Below are 15335 nucleotides of genomic sequence, written 5' to 3' on the forward strand. Positions count from 1 at the left end.
ACCCGCCATAGGCGGGTGGAAGGATTGCAACACTAACCAGGAGGAGGTGTTACCAAGTAGACCCTGTACCTTCGGTAATAGTTCAATTTTGTTGAAGTTTTTCCGTTTTCTTAGCGGGGTTTCCATCGGGATCTGTGGGGGCGGATGAGTTATCATTCTGCTCCCGTCATCTGGTTGCAGAGGATCTATGCCCGCGTTCTCCTGGTTAGCGCTCTTTTTCGGCGCCTTCTATTTTGTCTACGGCGCTTACTTGCCGTTCTGGTCGCTCTGGCTGGAGGGGGTGGGCGTCAGCGCCGAGATGATTGGTCTCCTGCTGGGGGCGGGGATGGCGATCCGCTTTGCCGGCAACCTGATGGTGATGGGGCAGATCAAGGGGGCGGGTCATCTGCTGCCGGTTACCCGATTGTTATCTCTGCTCAGTCTGTTCGCCTTCCTTGGCTTCTATCTCAGCCATCACCTCTGGTGGTTGGTCGGTCTCACTCTGATTGCCAACTTTATCTACCCGACCCTGATGCCGGTAGGTGAGGCGCTGGCAACCCGCATGGTGGTGCAGGCGCATATCGACTACGGCAAGGTGCGGCTGTGCGGCTCTTTTGCCTTTATCGTCGCCTCTACCCTGGTAGGGGCGCTGGTGGGCAACTTCGGTAGTGACTGGATTTTGCACACCATGGTGGCGGGGCTGGTGCTGATGCTGCTGCTCAGCTGGCTGCCGCTCTATCCGGCGCCACAGGATAGTCAGGACGAGCGCGCCAAGGCGTCCTTGCTGGCAACCCTGCGCAGCGCACCGGTGCGCCGTTTCCTGCTGCTGACCGCTCTGCTGCAGGGGAGCCACGCCGCTTATTACGGTTTCAGCGCCATCTACTGGAAGGAGCAAGGATATAGCGGCACCATCATCGGCTATCTGTGGGCGCTCGGGGTGGTGGCGGAGATCTGTATGTTTGCCGCCGACAAGCGTTTCTTGCAGCGCTTTGGCGCCCAGAGTCTCTTTATCGCCGGAGCCATCGGTTGTGTGGTGCGCTGGGTATTGCTGGGGGCCTCGACCGAGTTGTGGGTGCTGGTGCTGGGGCAATTGCTCCACTCGGTGACGTTCGGTATGAGCCATCTGGGGGCGGTGCGCTTTATGACCCGTCAGCTACCGGCCGAGCAGTTGATCCCGACTCAGGCGCTCTATGCGGCCCTTGGCCTCGGCATGACGGTGGCGGCCCTGATGGCACTCTGCGGCGTGCTGTTCGAGCCTCTCGGCGGCGGCATCTTCTTCCTGATGGTGCTGGTGGTCTTGCCGGTGTTCTTCCTGCGGCTGCGTCCCTTTGCGCCGTCTGCGCAGGAGAGTGCTCCAGCCTGATATTTGTCTATTTGAATCATCTCCTCACAAAAGGGAGAGCCACGGCTCTCCCTTTTTCGTTGTTGCAGTTTGCGGCGTTACTGCTGCTCGCCAAGATAGAGGCGGCTGAGACGGCGCCAGGTATCCGAGCCGATGGTGCCGGCAAGCAGCTCATTGGAGGCGGCATCAAAGCGTCCATCCGGCAGCCAGCCCAGTTGGGGCAGCAGTTGCGCCAGCGTCACGTCATTGTGTTGCAGTTCCCGCTCCAGCGCTTCCCAGAAGGCGCTCCCCTTGACGTAAAAGAGCGGGTAGTAGGAGCGATCGCCCGCCAGCACCTCGCGAGCTGCCCGATAGAGGCCGCTCTCGCGATGGGGCATCTGTTTGCCCCGCTCGGCCAGCTCGTTGACCGCCGTGACTTGATGCAGCCGAAAGCGGCGCAGCGCCTTGATGGCGAGGTACTCAGCGAGGCTCTCGTTGACCCAGGTGGGTTGTGGAGCAGAGTGGCGAGCGCTGAGGATATGCACCGCCTCGTGGGCCGAGGTGCGCAGCAGGCGCAAGGGGGCCTGTGGCGTCGGTTTGCCAGCCTCGGTGGGGTAGTTGGCGACAAACACCTGATCCCCGGCGGCGCCGCCAAGGGAGCGGGTCGCCACATCCCGCCCCAGCCACACCAGTTGCCATGGATGAGTGGGTGGCTCCACATCGAGCTGGAAGGCCAGATAGTCGATGATCTCATTCAGTTGCTGCTGCAAGGCTGGCAGATCGAGCTGGTTGGCGGTCTCGTCATGGCTCAGCACCAGCCGCGGATCCGGCTTGGTGACGGGCACAGTGTCCAGACCAAATGGCAGGATCAGCGGCGGCTGGTTGACATCCGGCAGTGGTTGGCAGCTGCCATCCGGCAGACAAACCTTTCCTTGGCGACTCCCCATCTGGCGCACAAAGTTACCCCACTCGGTCAATAGCCACTGGTCAGGGGCAAACAGCAGCGACTGTTGGGCCGAGGCATCAGCACCCTCTGCCGGAGCCGGTGTGAGCGTGATCTGCCAGCCGATCTCCTTGCAGGAGAAGGGCTGGTTGAGGGCAACCGGCTGGTTGTCTGCAAGGCAGACCAGCGCGGGGGAAACCGGCGTGGCACTGCCCGGCAACTGACGAGCGGGGAGCAGGGTAAAGGGAGGTTTGCCCTGCATAGTGAGGTGCACTTGCAGCACATTGGCGCTGGCGCCCTGCTCGATAAGGTAGCGGGGGCCGTTCGCGTCATTGCCAGCGCAGGCCCACAGCGGCAGCAGCCACAGGGCAAACAGGGTGATATGACGACTCATAAGAGGGTTAGCGCTCCTGCTCGTAGCCCAGCAGATCGCCGGGCTGGCATTTGAGTTCACGGCAGATGGCCTCCAGGGTGGAGAAGCGCACCGCCTTGGCGTGGCCATTCTTGAGGATCGAGAGGTTGGCCTCGGTGATGTCGATGCGCTGGGCCAGTTCGCGGGCGGTCATTTTGCGCTCGGCCAGCAGGGCATCGAGCCGGATGATAATGGGCATGGGATCCTCACACCGTCAGTTGTTGTTCATCGGCCAGCTGCTTTGCTTCCCGCATCACCAGTGCCAGCGCCGAGACGATCAATCCACCCAGCAGCAGCTGAAAGTTTGAGGAGCTGATATTGATGGTGCAGTACAGTTCAGGGCCATGCAGAGTGAGCACTATATCCAGCAGTGGCGTGGTGATGATCTCGGCGATGAAACTGGCACACAGCAGCAGTCCGATCATCTTGTAACGACGGATCTGGCCGAAGGTGAACAGCATAGCGCGTCGATAGCCACGAAACAGCTGGAGCAGTTGCCACAGGATGAGCATGAAAACTACATCAGGCAGCAGCATGACCAGGGTCGCCAGCAGGCGGGTTCCCATACTGAGGGAGTAGTCGGCAATCGAGGGGGCCGGAGTGGTCACTACTGGCGAGGGCATGTTCAGTGGGACATTGCGGAGTGTGGAACCGTCATTCACTGCCAGGGCATCGACCAGCTCCTGATGCAGATAGTCGTTGCCACCCAACAGGTGTGACCAGGCTCCCATGACGGTCATAAGTGGTGTGGCCACCAGTGCAAATAGTAGAACCCACTCGATCAGGCTGCTCATTCGTTCGAGCTTGTTGTGTTTCATCGTTTATCTCCAGATGGAATGTGACAGAAAGATTAGGGCCATGAACGGTGCTGCCAGCAGGGTCAGCAGCAGGAACCATTCGATGAGGTCGCTGATGTGTCCGAGCGTGTGGTGTTTCATCGTTTCACCTCTTGCTTGAAAGAGAAAGATGGAGCGTGCGCGCATGAAATTATTGTTTATCAATAAACAGGCGCTAGTGTTTATCGTTTTACGATATAGTGTCAAGGCTGAATTTATTGAAAAACGATAAATTCAATCTGACTGCAGGGGGATGACTTTTGGCTGTCGCCTCTCTAGACTGGCGAGGTTGTATACAAAAACTCAACATCTACAAGGGGTTATCGATGCACCAGGGATGGCTGCTGATCGGATTGTCGCTCATCTATCTTGGGCTGCTGTTTCTGATCGCCTTCGTGGCAGACAAGCACAAACGGCACCGTCTCAAGGGGCAACCGCTGCTCTACAGCCTGTCGCTGGCGGTCTACTGCACTTCCTGGACCTTCTTCGGCACAGTGGGGCAGGCGAGTGAATCCCCTTGGTCACCGGTGCCCATTTACCTTGGCCCCATGCTGGTCTTTCTGTTTGGCTGGCGGCTACTGGCCCGCCTTATTCTGGTGGCCAAGCGCGAGCACATCACCTCCATAGCCGACTTTATCGCCGCCCGTTACGGCAAATCCCAGCGGCTTGCCATGGTGATCGCCCTCATCGCCATCATGGGGATCCTCCCCTATCTGGTGTTGCAGCTCAAAGCCATCGTTACCGGGCTGGATCTGCTGATGGTCAACAGCGGCGGCATCAGCCCGACCAGCAACACCAGCGAATTGGCGCTCGGGGTCACTCTGCTGCTGGCGCTGTTCAGCATCCTGTTCGGCACCCGCCATCTCGATGCCACCGAGCACCACAGGGGGATGGTGGTAGCCATCGCCTTCGAGTCGGTGGTCAAATTGCTGGCCTTTATCGCGGTGGGGGGCTTCGCCCTCTGGCTGATCCTGAGCAAACCGGGCGAGGCTCACGAGGTGGTGACTCGCGACTTCTTTGCACAGGTGGTGGCGGTGAGCCCTGGCAACCTGCTGGAGCTTGCCATCTATACGGTGCTGGCGATGTGCGCCGTCATCTGCCTGCCGCGCCAGTTTCATGTGACTGTGGTGGAGAACAATCAGGGACAGGATCTGCATTGGGCGCGCTGGATCTTCCCGCTCTACCTGTTCGTGATGGGGCTCTTTATCTGGCCGCTGGCGCTGGCGGGCAAGCAGTGGGTGGGGGCCGACATGGCCTCCGACACCTATGTGATCAGCCTGCCGATGGCCCTCGGGTTCGATGGCATGGCAATGCTGGCGTTTCTCGGCGGCACCTCGGCGGCCACCGGCATGGTGATCGTCTGCACCATCGCGTTGGCGATCATGGTGAGCAACGATCTGGTGCTGCCGGTGCTGCTGCGCCGCTTCTGGCGGCAGGGGCGTGACGAGCGGCTGGTACGGCTGCTGTTGCAGGTGCGCCGTGGCGCCATCTTGCTGATCTTGCTGGCGGCCTGGGGGCTCTACCTTTGGCTCGGCGATCTCACCAGCTTGTCGCGCATCGGCTATCTCTCTTTTGGCGCGGTGGCCCAGTTTGCGCCAGCCCTGCTGCTCGGTCTTTACTGGCGTCACGGCAATCGCAAGGGGGTCTATCTTGGGTTGAGCCTCGGGGTGAGCCTCTGGTTCGTCACCCTGCTGGTGGAGAGCGGGCTGCTGGCCGGTTCACCGCTGGCCGAACTGCTGGCACCGCCGGACTGGCCCGCATTTCGCGAGCTGAGTCTCGGAGCCTGGTGCATCTTCCTGAGCCTGCTATTCAACCTGCTCGGTTATGTGGCGGGCTCGCTGCTGTCGCGCCCTGCGGTGAGCGAGCGGCTGCAGGCGGCCAACTTTGTCGGCAAGCCGAGTCGCGATACCGCCGCCCTCTATCAGGCGCGGGTCTCGGTCAAGGAGCTGGAGATGCTGGCGGCCCGCTTTGTCGGCTCAAGCCGGGTCAAACGCGCCTTTGGTCGTTTCGCCGGTGAGCGGGGCGGCACCCTGGCGCCCCAGATGCAGGCTTCGGCCGAGCTTATCGCTCACACCGAGCGGCTGCTGGCGGGGGTGTTTGGTACCTCATCGGCACGGCTGGTGCTCGCCTCTGCCCTGCAGGGGCGCAACATGCAGCTCGAGGAGATCGCCACCATCGTCGATGAAGCCTCCGACGTTTTTCGCTTCAACCGCGGCCTGCTGCAGGGTGCGATCGAGCATATCGGGCAGGGGATCTCGGTGGTGGACAGGGAGCTTCGGCTGGTGGCCTGGAACCGCCGTTACATCGAGCTGTTCCACTATCCGCCCGGGCTTATTCAGGCAGGGCGCCCCATTGAAGAGATCATCCGCTACAACGCGCAGCAGGGGCTCTGTGGCCCCGGCGATATCGAGGATCATGTGGCGCGGCGGGTCGCCTTTATGAAGCGGGGCAGCGCCCATATCTCGGCGCGGGAGCGCCCGGATGGGCGAGTAATCGAGATGCAGGGCAACCCCATGCCCGCCGGTGGTTTTGTCATGACCTTTACTGACATCACCCCGTTTCGCGATGCCGAACGGGTGCTGCGCGAAGCGAACGAACATCTGGAGGCACGGGTGGCCGAGCGCACCCGTGAGCTCTCCGAGCTCAACCGTCAACTATTGCTGGTGAACCAGCAGGTGGAGCGGGCCAACCACTCCAAGAGTCGCTTTCTGGCGGCGGTCAGCCACGATCTGACCCAGCCCCTCAATGCGGCCAAGCTGTTTACCTCCTCCCTGCTGGAGATGTTGCCCGCCGAGGGGGAACCGGCACGTATCGCCCACCATATCGACGATGCGCTGGGGGCGACCGAGGATCTCATTAGCGATCTGCTCGATATCTCGCGGCTTGAAGCGGGCAAATTCAAAGCCAGGAAACTCGACTTCGCCCTGCATGACTTGTTCGACAACCTCAAGGCGGAATTTGGGGTATTGGCACAGGCGGGGGGGATCCACTTCTCGGTGGTGGAGAGCAAGCATGCGGTGCATAGCGATGTGCGGCTGCTGCGCCGGGTGTTGCAGAATTTCCTGACCAATGCGTTTCGCTACAATCCGGGGGGGCGGGTGCTGCTCGGTTGTCGCAGGTCAGGAAGCAAGATCCGCATCGAGGTGTGGGACAACGGCCCCGGTATCCCGCAGGACAAGCAGGAGGCTATTTTTGACGAGTTCTCCCGTCTCGATCACTCCCGTACCGCCAAGGAGCAGGGGCTGGGTCTGGGGCTCGCCATCGCCCGCGGCATCTCGCAGGTGCTTGGCCATCAGCTCACCCTGCAAAGCTGGCCGGGCAAGGGATCGGTCTTTGCGGTGACCCTCAATCTGGCCACCCGACCGGTTGTCCCTCAACAGTTGGTGGCGCCTGTAGTACGCGATAGCCAGCTGGAAGGCGTAGCTGTGCTCTGCATCGACAATGAGCGGGATATTCTGACCGCCATGAGCACTTTGCTCAGCCGTTGGGGCTGCGAGGTGCGTTGCGCCGTCGATCTGGCCGAAGCCGAAGCGCTGGTGGCAGACGGGTTTGTGCCGAGATTGGTGCTCTCCGACTATCACCTCGACGATGGCAAGACCGGGCTGGAGGCGCTGGCTGCGCTGCAACAGGTGTGTGGTGACGAGTTGGGGGGCATCGTCATCAGCGCCGATCGCAAGAGCGAGTTGCAGGTGCAGATCCGTGAGCGAGGGTATGGCTACATCAGCAAGCCGGTCAAACCGCTCAAACTGCGGGCCCTGATGAACAGCCTGCTGCTGAGGTAAACAGGGGGGATGTTGCTTATGGCTCCATAAGGGGCTCAATAAAATCGGCTACCTTGTCGCGGATTTTGGGCTGGGCCGCCGGGGTGGGATGAATACCATCGTTCATCATAAGTTCAGGGCGCAGCGCAATATCATCCATGAAGAAGGGCAGCAGGGGCAGATCGTTAGCCTGGGCCAACTCGGGAAAGATCTGTTCAAACTGGCGCAGATAGCGGGCACCGTAGTTGCGGGGAAGCTGGATTTGGGTCAACACCACACGGGTCTGCTGCGCCTTGGCGAGCGCGATCATACTGGCCAGATTCTGGCGGGTAATGGTCGGTGCGAAGCCGCGCAGGCCATCGTTGCCCCCCAGTTCGATCAGCAGCCAGTCCGGCTTGTGCTCCTTCAGCAGGGCGGGCAGACGGGCCAGAGCCCCTTGTGTCGTTTCACCGCTGATGCTTGCATTGAGCAGGGTGTGTTTGCCCCCCTCTGCCTGCCATTTCTGGTTGAGCAGGGCGGGCCAGCTCTGCTCAACCTGCATCTGATAGCCGGCGCTCAGGCTGTCTCCCAGTACCAGCAGGGTCTGGGCCTGAGCCGACGAGAGCAGGCTGCCGAGGCCAACGAACAAGGCAAACAGAATACGCACCATCAATTCAACTCCCGCTATGGATTGTCATCAAGGGATTGGAACAAAGGATACAGAGCATGAGTTCAACCCCCATTATTGTCGTCAAGGGCCTCGGCAAATCGGTTCGCCTCGGCCAGGAAAGCCTCACCATCCTTGAAGGGATCGATCTGCAAGTCAATAGCGGCGAGACGGTGGCCCTGGTTGGCGCCTCCGGCTCCGGCAAGTCCACCCTACTGGGACTGCTGGCCGGGCTCGATCTGCCAAGCCAAGGAGATATCGAGATCCTCGGCAAATCCCTTGGCGAGCTGGATGAAGAGGGGCGGGCCCGATTGCGCGCCGAGCAGATCGGCTTTGTGTTCCAGTCGTTCCTGCTGCTCCCGACCATGACGGCGCTGGAGAATGTGATGCTGCCTGCCGAGCTGCGTGGCGAGCGCCACTGCGAACCAAGAGCCCGCGAGCTGCTGGCCGCGGTCGGCCTTGGTGAGCGGTTGCACCATCTGCCGCCACGGCTCTCTGGTGGTGAGCAGCAGCGGGTGGCCATCGCTCGCGCCTTTATGGCCCGTCCAAGCCTGCTGCTGGCGGATGAGCCGACCGGCAACCTCGACAGCAAGACCGGCGAGAAGGTGATCGAGCTGCTGTTTGAACTCAATCGCAAGCACGGCACCACCCTGGTAGTAGTGACCCATGATCATCAGCTGGCCGAGCGTTGCCAGCGGCAACTGGTCATGACGGCGGGCAGACTGGATCGCGAGGTGGCCCATGATGTGGTGTAACGGAGTGAGCTGCGGATCAGGCGGGAGATACAAGGGATGATGCAGTGGCGATTGGGATGGCGGCTGCTTCGCCGGGAAGGTTTCAGCGGCGAGCTGCGCTGGTTTGTGCTGGCGCTGGCCCTGAGCGTGGCGTGCGTCTTGAGTGTGGCGCTGGTCGCGGATCGGCTCGATGCCGGGCTCAAGGCGTCGGGCCGCGACTTTATCGGGGCGGATCGGGTGTTGCGCACTGCCGCCGCCCTGCCGGATGGCTGGCTGACTCGGGCGAAACAGGATGGTCTGATGGTGCAGACCACCGTCAGCTTCAACAGCATGCTGTTTCACGGTGATGTGTTGCAGCTCGCCTCCATTCGGGCGGTGCCCGACGGTTTCCCCTTTTACGGCAAGCTGGAGCTGGAACCGGCCCGTGCCCCGGCCCCCGGCGAGATCTGGCTCTCCGCCCGGGTGATGCAGCTGCTTAAGGCCAAAACGGGGGATGAGCTGGAGGTGGGCAATACGGTGCTCAAGGTGGCAGGCCTGCTTGGTGAGGAGCCGGATCAGGGCTTCGGCCCCTTCCTGCTGGCGCCGCGGGCGCTGATCCACAGTGCCGATATCGAGGCGACCGGTGCCCTGCTACCCGGCAGCCGCCAGCAGTGGCGCTATCTGTTCAAGGGGCCGCGGGAATCGCTGGCCCGTTACGAGCAATGGTTGTTGCCACAATTGCAGGCCGGACAGAAGTGGATCAAACCGGATGACAGCGAATCCCAAGTGGGCCGCTCGCTGGCCAATGCCGAGCGTTTCTTCCGGCTTGCTTCCCTAAGCGGGGTATTGCTGGGGGCGTTGGCGATGGGGATCGCGGTGCGCCACTTTGCCGAGCGCCAGACCAATATGGTGGCGCTGCTCAAAACCCTGGGGGCATCCCGTCGCTCGCTCTGGCAACTGATGGGAACCCTGCTGCTGTCGTTGACGCTGATCGGCGCGTTGCTGGGTCTGGTCGCGGGTACGGCCATGCAGTGGATCACCTTGCAACTGCTGGGGGACCTGCTGCCGCCGGATCTGCCGCCTCCCTCTTGGCGCCCCTTTGCACTGGGAGTAGCGGTGGCGCTCTTTATCACCCTGCTGCTCGCTTTTGTGCCCTTCTTGCGGCTGCTGAAAGTGCCGCCGCTGCGGGTATTGCGTCGGGAGCTGGAGGCGGGCATTCCCCCCTGGCTGGCCCTGCCGGTCGGGTTGCTCGGGCTGTTTGCGCTGGTTTGGGGCTTTACCGCCGATGTGCGGCTGGCGCTGGGTCTGGTGGGTGGCATGGGCTTGCTGATGGGGCTGCTGGCCCTGCTGGCGGCGCTGATGTTGCGGCTGGGAGCAAACGTGAACGGGCCTCATGCCTTGCGGTTGGCGCTGGCCCACCTGTCGCGCGAGCGCAGCAGCGGCCTGTTCCAGCTGGCGGGCTTTGCGCTGGCATTGATGCTGTTTGGCTTGCTCTGGGCGGCAAGGGTCGATCTGCTGGATGAGTTTTCGGCTCGTCTTCCCGTCGATGCACCCAACCGTTTTCTGGTCAATGTGGCCGAGAATGAGCGGGAGGGGATCCTGAGCGAGCTGGCGGCAGCCGGGGCCACCACCTCCGACTTCTACCCCATGGTGCGTGGCAGGCTGACCCATATCGCCGGTGAGGCGGTGGGCGAGGGGGCCAGCAGTGGCCGCGAGGGGGTCGATCGGGAGCTCAACTTCACTACCACCGCCACCCTGCCAATCGACAACAAGCTAGTGGCCGGGAAATGGCTCGCCGGGCCCGGCGAGGTGTCGGTGGATAGCGAGTTGGCCAAGCGGCTCGATATCAAGCTGGGGGACATGCTCGCCTTTACCATCGAGGGTCGCAGTTTCGGCGCCAGGGTTACCAGTCTGCGCAGCATCAAGTGGGACAATATGCGCCCCAACTTCTACATGATCTTCTCCGGGGATCTGCTGGCACCCTTCTCCCGCACCTGGCTTGGCAGCTACCGGTTGCCCGAGGCTGGGCGTACTGCCGAGGTGGAGCTTATTCGCCGCCACCCCACGGTGAGCCTTATCGATGTGGATGACCTGATTGCGCGGCTTACGCAGGTATCTGAGCAGGTGAGCCGGGCACTGGCGTTGATGCTGGGGTTGGTGACGGTGGCGGCTCTGCTGGTGCTGCTGACCCAGACACAGGCCAGCATGGCTCAGCGTCGGCGCGAGCTGTTGCTGATGCGCACTCTGGGTGCCAGCAGCGATCTGCTCAGGAAGATGCTGCGCTGGGAGCTGGTGGCCAGTGGTGCGCTGGCGGGGCTCTGTGCCGCCATGGTGGTGGAGCTCTGCTCCTTTGGCCTGCAGTGGTGGTGGTTCGAGGGGCAGTGGCAGTTCCACTGGGCCATCTGGCTTGGTCTGCCGACGCTGGGGGCGCTGCTGGTGACGCTGGCGGGGCAGGGAATGCAGCGCCAGCTGCTGGCTGGCACCCTGAGCGATCGGCTGCGGGGTCTGGGTCAGGGATTGTTGTAATCCCGCCAGCGTGAGCCGATGCACACAAGGTGCAAACAATAAGCAAGCAGCCCGGCCATTGGTCGGGCTGCTTGCTATGCGAGGTATTGATGAACAGGATCAGAGAGCTGGCATCGGTTAACGGGGCTCGCGCAGCAGATTGGCGAGGGCACTAGGCAGTTCGGGATAGCTGAAGTGAAAACCGGCCTGTTGCAGCCGGGCTGGTAGCACTTTTTGCCCGGTCAGCAGCAGGTCTGCCGCTTCGCCCATGGCCAGTCGCAACAGGGGGGCGGGAACGAAGAAGAGGTGCGGTCGGAGCAGGGTAGCGGCCAGCGTCTCGCTGAACTCCCGATTGCTGACCGGATGGGGCGCCGTTCCGTTGAAGATGCCGCCGCACTCTTCGTGCTCCAGCAAGAACAGCATGGCGCGTACCAGATCCTGCACATGGATCCAGCTCATTATCTGTTTGCCCGAGCCCATGGGGCCGCCGAGGCCGAGTCGGTAGGGGGGGAGCATTTTGGGTAGCGCACCTCCCTCCATGCCGAGTACCAGTCCGATTCGTACGATACAGACTCGGGTCTGGCTGCTCTGGGCCTCCTGCGCCAGGGTTTCCCATTGCTGGCAGAGCTGGTGGGTAAACTCGTCGTGGGGAGAGCTGCACTGCTCGTCGAGGGTTTCGGTACCCTGTTTGCCATACCAGCCGATGGCGGAGGCGTTGATCAGCACCTTGGGCGGTGTGCTGGAGAGTTTGATGAGATCCACCAGCTGCTCGGTCAGCAGCCAGCGGCTATCGCAGAGCAGTTGTTTGCGCGACTCGCTCCAGCGCCCGGCGGCAATGGGTTCACCCGCCAGATTGATCACGGCGTCCACGTCATTGAGGTCATCGAGTCGGTCTAGGTTATCCAATACCTTGATATCGTGACCCAGCAGGGAGTATGCGCGGCTCCCCTGCCTGCTCAATACCACGACCTCGTGATTGACCTTGAGATGGGCAACCAGCTTGCGGCCGATAAAGCCTGTTCCGCCGGTAATCAGAATTTTCATGCTGCACACTCCTGCTCCCTTTTGCTCTACTCTAATTGGCTGATTCTGGATCAACAAGCAGGGTCGCAGAGTATGTGATGAGCAACTCAACTGTGTTAACTGTGCCGCTGATTTGCCGCCAGGTGTGGAATAATAGCGTTAACTGATTGATTTCTGTCGGGTGGTTATTTTGCTCCATCGAAGTCATTGCGATCCTTGTCGCCTTCCATCCGGGCTGTCCCCCGACTTGCACAATAAAGAGGCCGCATGCCATTTCGTCGATTGAAACTTCGTCAGCTCTACAAGCGGCTTCTGGTGTCGCTGTTGATTGGGGTGGGGATCCTGCTGCTGGGGGGGGCTGCCATCATCTGGCAAACTGTTTCGGAGATAGAGCGGGATGCGGAGTCTCGTTTGCAGCGGGCTATGGAGATGTTCGACAGGACCTTCAATCATGCTCGGCAAGCAGCCATCAATTTGGAGGGGATGCTGGGTCACCCCTGCCAGGAGGCGGCACAGCGGTTGCGCGAGCAGGTGACTACGGTACCCGATGTGCGTTCCGCCAATCTGGCTATTGGTAGCCACATCTACTGCACCTCGCTCTATGGTGACTACGATGGTCTCTTCAATCCGGACATCTATGTGGAAGGCAGGCTACAACTGCTACCGGGTAATGAGGTCACACCGGATCGCCCCTTGATCGTGCTGCGTCACCAGACAGACAAGGGGAGTGTATTGATCGTGGTAGATGGGTACTACCTGCGCAATACCCTGGATATCTCCAGCAAGAATTCACGGATTGCCCTGGTGGTGGGAAATACGGCGCTGTTTGGTTCGGGCCAGATGGGGCCCGCCCCTTCTGCTACGGAAGAGGGGTATCTATCCTATCGGTCAGCCAGTTTCCCTTACCAGGTAGCCACTCAGGTCACTAACCATGATTATCTGATCCACGCTTGGCGCCACTCCGCAGGCAGTATCGTGCTCTATCCTCTGCTGGCCTTGTTGGTCGGGATCGGTTCCTTCAGGCTGATGGGGCGTAGCCGCTCACCATCAGAGGAGCTCAAGCGGGCGTTGATCGAGGAGGAGTTTATCCCCTACCTGCAGCCGGTGGTTTCCGGTGAGGATGAGCGATGGCATGGCTGTGAGGTGCTGATGCGCTGGCAACATCCCAAGCAGGGGATGATCTCGCCGGATCGCTTTATTCCGCTGGCGGAAGATAGCGGGTTGATCGTGCCCATGACCAGCCTGCTGATGACTCAGGTGCGCGACTATTTCTCCCCTGATGCCCGCAAGTTGCCAGCCGGATTTCATTTCGGTTTCAACATTTGTGCCAGTCACTGCAAGGATTTGAGCTTGGTGACCGACTGCAGGGATTTTATCAACGCCTTCAAGGATAACCCCGTCAAGTTGGTGCTGGAGCTGACCGAACGGGAGCTGATTGTTGCGGACGAGACGACCGACAAGCTGTTTGCTGAATTGCGTCAGTTGGGAGTCATGATCGCCATCGATGACTTTGGTACCGGCCACTCCAGCCTGACTTATCTGCAGCAGTTCCAGGTAGATGCGCTCAAGATCGATCAGAGCTTTGTCGGAATGATCGGGTCTGATGCCCTTTCCAGCCATATCGTCGAGAATGTGATCGATCTTGCAACCCGGCTGGGTTTGAAGCTGGTTGCGGAAGGGGTGGAGACTGAGGTGCAGTCGGACTACCTGCGGACTCGCCATGTTGATTATTTGCAAGGGTATCTCTATGGCCGTCCCATCCCGATGAAGCAGTTTTGCAAGACCCTGTTTGGCTGATGGGTTGCGTTGAGGACATAAAAAAACCAGCGATGCTCGCTGGTTTTTTGTTGATACGGTTTGGCTTGGGCGATCAGAGCATGCGCTGGAGGGCGCGGGCCAAGCGTTTGACCCCCTCCTCGATGGTCGCTTCATCGACGCAGGAGAAGCTCAGACGCAAGGTGTTCTTGATCTCTGGGCGCACGTAGAAGGGGGCGCCGGGTACGAAGGCCACCTTCTCCTTGATCGCCTCGTCAAACAGCGCCATGGCACTGATGTGGTCAGGCAGGGTCAGCCAGAGGAACATGCCCCCTTCGGGTCTGGTGTAGCTGACGCCGGGCGGGCAGTGACGGGCAAGCGCGGCTTCCATGGCGGCACGCTGGCGACCATAGATCTCCTTGATCTTCTCCAGATGGGCATCCAGTGAATAGTCGGTCAGGAAGCGGTGCAGCACCTGCTGGCTGAAGGCGTTGCTGTGCAGGTCGGTGGCCTGTTTGGCGATAGTCACCTTCTTGCGCAGCCACTCCGGCACCAGCATCCAGCCCAGACGGAAGGCGGGCACCACGGTTTTCGAGAAGGAGCCGAGCAGCACGGTATTGTTTGGCGCCAGCTTGGCAATCGGGGGCAGATGTTCCCCTTCGAAACGCAGCTCGCCGTAGGGGTCATCTTCCACCATCAACAGCTCGTGGTTGACCAGTCGTTCGGCTAGCGCCTCGCGATTGGCACGGCTGTAGGAGACGCCGCTCGGGTTCTGGAAATTGGGCACGCCGTAGAGCAGCTTGGCATTTGAGCCGTTTGCCAGCAACGCATCCAGCGCCGCCAGATCCAGTCCAGCTTCGCCGAGGGTAATTGGCTTGAAGGTGGGTTGGTAGACAGAGAAGGCCTGGATGGCGCCAAGGTAACCTGGCTCTTCAATAATGAGATCCTGTCCCTCGTCGATCAGTACCTTGCCCAGCAGATCCAGCGCCTGCTGGGAGCCGCTGGTAATGAGGATGTTGTCCGGATTGACCTGCATGCCGTGGCGGGCCAGATAGCGGTCGGCAATATACTGGCGCAGTGGAGCGAAGCCCTCTGTCGCCGCATATTGCAGGGCGGCAGCCCCTTGCTCGCGCAGTACATCCTGACAGGCCTGATCGATCGCCTTGACCGGAAACAGATGCGGGTTGGGCAGGCCACCGGCGAAGGAGATGATCTCCGGATTGGCGGCAACTTTGAGGATTTCACGGATAAAGGAAGGTTCGACTTTCTCGAAGCGCTGGGCAAAAAACGGCTGCATAGACAATTCTCTCGGCATGTGGGCGGTCGCTCCATTCGACCGCCAGGTTATCCGTTTGTATCAGATTTCAGAAATGAGGCAATGATTGTCACAAAAATCGCCCAAAAAGGGCAGGTTTGGCACCTGCCCGAATTTTACCTGTCT

General features: G+C 60.8%; 11 protein-coding genes. 5 read left to right on the forward strand and 6 right to left on the reverse strand.

Features of this window, described 5'->3' with window-relative positions; translation table 11 throughout:
• Window positions 1-187: 187 nt before the first annotated feature.
• Window positions 188-1342: a 3-phenylpropionate MFS transporter gene (locus I6L35_RS10955; protein ID WP_216978142.1), complete on the forward strand. Its 1155-nt coding sequence runs from the start codon at window positions 188-190 to the stop codon at window positions 1340-1342.
• 77 nt (window positions 1343-1419) lie between these two features.
• Here the strand turns inward: I6L35_RS10955 and I6L35_RS10960 are convergent, their stop codons facing one another.
• From I6L35_RS10960 to I6L35_RS10970, 3 genes are read right to left on the reverse strand one after another with little or no spacing between them, the layout of a single operon-like run.
• Complete coding sequence (locus I6L35_RS10960) at window positions 1420-2637, reverse strand: hypothetical protein (RefSeq protein WP_216978143.1); 1218 nt, start codon at window positions 2635-2637, stop codon at window positions 1420-1422.
• A gap of 7 nt (window positions 2638-2644) precedes the next feature.
• The gene (locus I6L35_RS10965; RefSeq protein WP_005335250.1) at window positions 2645-2854 is read right to left on the reverse strand and encodes a helix-turn-helix transcriptional regulator; all 210 of its coding nucleotides are present in this window, start codon (window positions 2852-2854) and stop codon (window positions 2645-2647) included.
• A 7-nt stretch (window positions 2855-2861) separates the two neighbouring features.
• Window positions 2862-3473 (reverse strand): DUF2975 domain-containing protein, encoded by a 612-nt coding sequence (locus I6L35_RS10970; RefSeq protein WP_216978144.1) that lies wholly within the window; start codon window positions 3471-3473, stop codon window positions 2862-2864.
• 344 nt (window positions 3474-3817) lie between these two features.
• On the opposite strand from I6L35_RS10970, the gene I6L35_RS10975 reads away from it, so the two are divergent.
• Window positions 3818-7273: a PAS domain-containing hybrid sensor histidine kinase/response regulator gene (locus I6L35_RS10975; protein WP_216978145.1), complete on the forward strand. Its 3456-nt coding sequence runs from the start codon at window positions 3818-3820 to the stop codon at window positions 7271-7273.
• Window positions 7274-7289: 16 nt separating this feature from the next.
• Here I6L35_RS10975 and I6L35_RS10980 read toward each other — a convergent pair whose 3' ends face one another.
• Window positions 7290-7901 carry an arylesterase gene (locus I6L35_RS10980; RefSeq protein ID WP_216978146.1) on the reverse strand — a complete coding sequence of 204 codons (612 nt, stop codon included), beginning with the start codon at window positions 7899-7901 and terminating at the stop codon, window positions 7290-7292.
• A gap of 56 nt (window positions 7902-7957) precedes the next feature.
• Between I6L35_RS10980 and I6L35_RS10985 the strand changes: the two genes are divergently transcribed.
• Both I6L35_RS10985 and I6L35_RS10990 read left to right on the forward strand, forming a co-directional pair.
• Window positions 7958-8653, forward strand: coding sequence for an ABC transporter ATP-binding protein (locus I6L35_RS10985; protein ID WP_216978147.1), 696 nt, complete (start codon window positions 7958-7960; stop codon window positions 8651-8653).
• A 36-nt stretch (window positions 8654-8689) separates the two neighbouring features.
• A complete protein-coding gene (locus I6L35_RS10990; RefSeq protein ID WP_216978148.1) occupies window positions 8690-11137 on the forward strand; it encodes an ABC transporter permease in 2448 nt (815 codons plus the stop codon).
• Window positions 11138-11254: 117 nt separating this feature from the next.
• Here the strand turns inward: I6L35_RS10990 and I6L35_RS10995 are convergent, their stop codons facing one another.
• Window positions 11255-12160: a TIGR01777 family oxidoreductase gene (locus I6L35_RS10995; protein ID WP_216978149.1), complete on the reverse strand. Its 906-nt coding sequence runs from the start codon at window positions 12158-12160 to the stop codon at window positions 11255-11257.
• Between the two features lie 246 nt (window positions 12161-12406).
• Between I6L35_RS10995 and I6L35_RS11000 the strand changes: the two genes are divergently transcribed.
• Complete coding sequence (locus I6L35_RS11000) at window positions 12407-13936, forward strand: cyclic diguanylate phosphodiesterase (RefSeq protein WP_216978150.1); 1530 nt, start codon at window positions 12407-12409, stop codon at window positions 13934-13936.
• Window positions 13937-14009: 73 nt separating this feature from the next.
• Here I6L35_RS11000 and I6L35_RS11005 read toward each other — a convergent pair whose 3' ends face one another.
• Complete coding sequence (locus tag I6L35_RS11005; protein ID WP_216978151.1) at window positions 14010-15191, reverse strand: PLP-dependent aminotransferase family protein; 1182 nt, start codon at window positions 15189-15191, stop codon at window positions 14010-14012.
• Window positions 15192-15335: the final 144 nt, after the last annotated feature.

Origin of the sequence: Aeromonas sp. FDAARGOS 1405, assembly GCF_019048265.1 — a bacterium.
GTDB lineage: Bacteria > Pseudomonadota > Gammaproteobacteria > Enterobacterales > Aeromonadaceae > Aeromonas > Aeromonas veronii_A.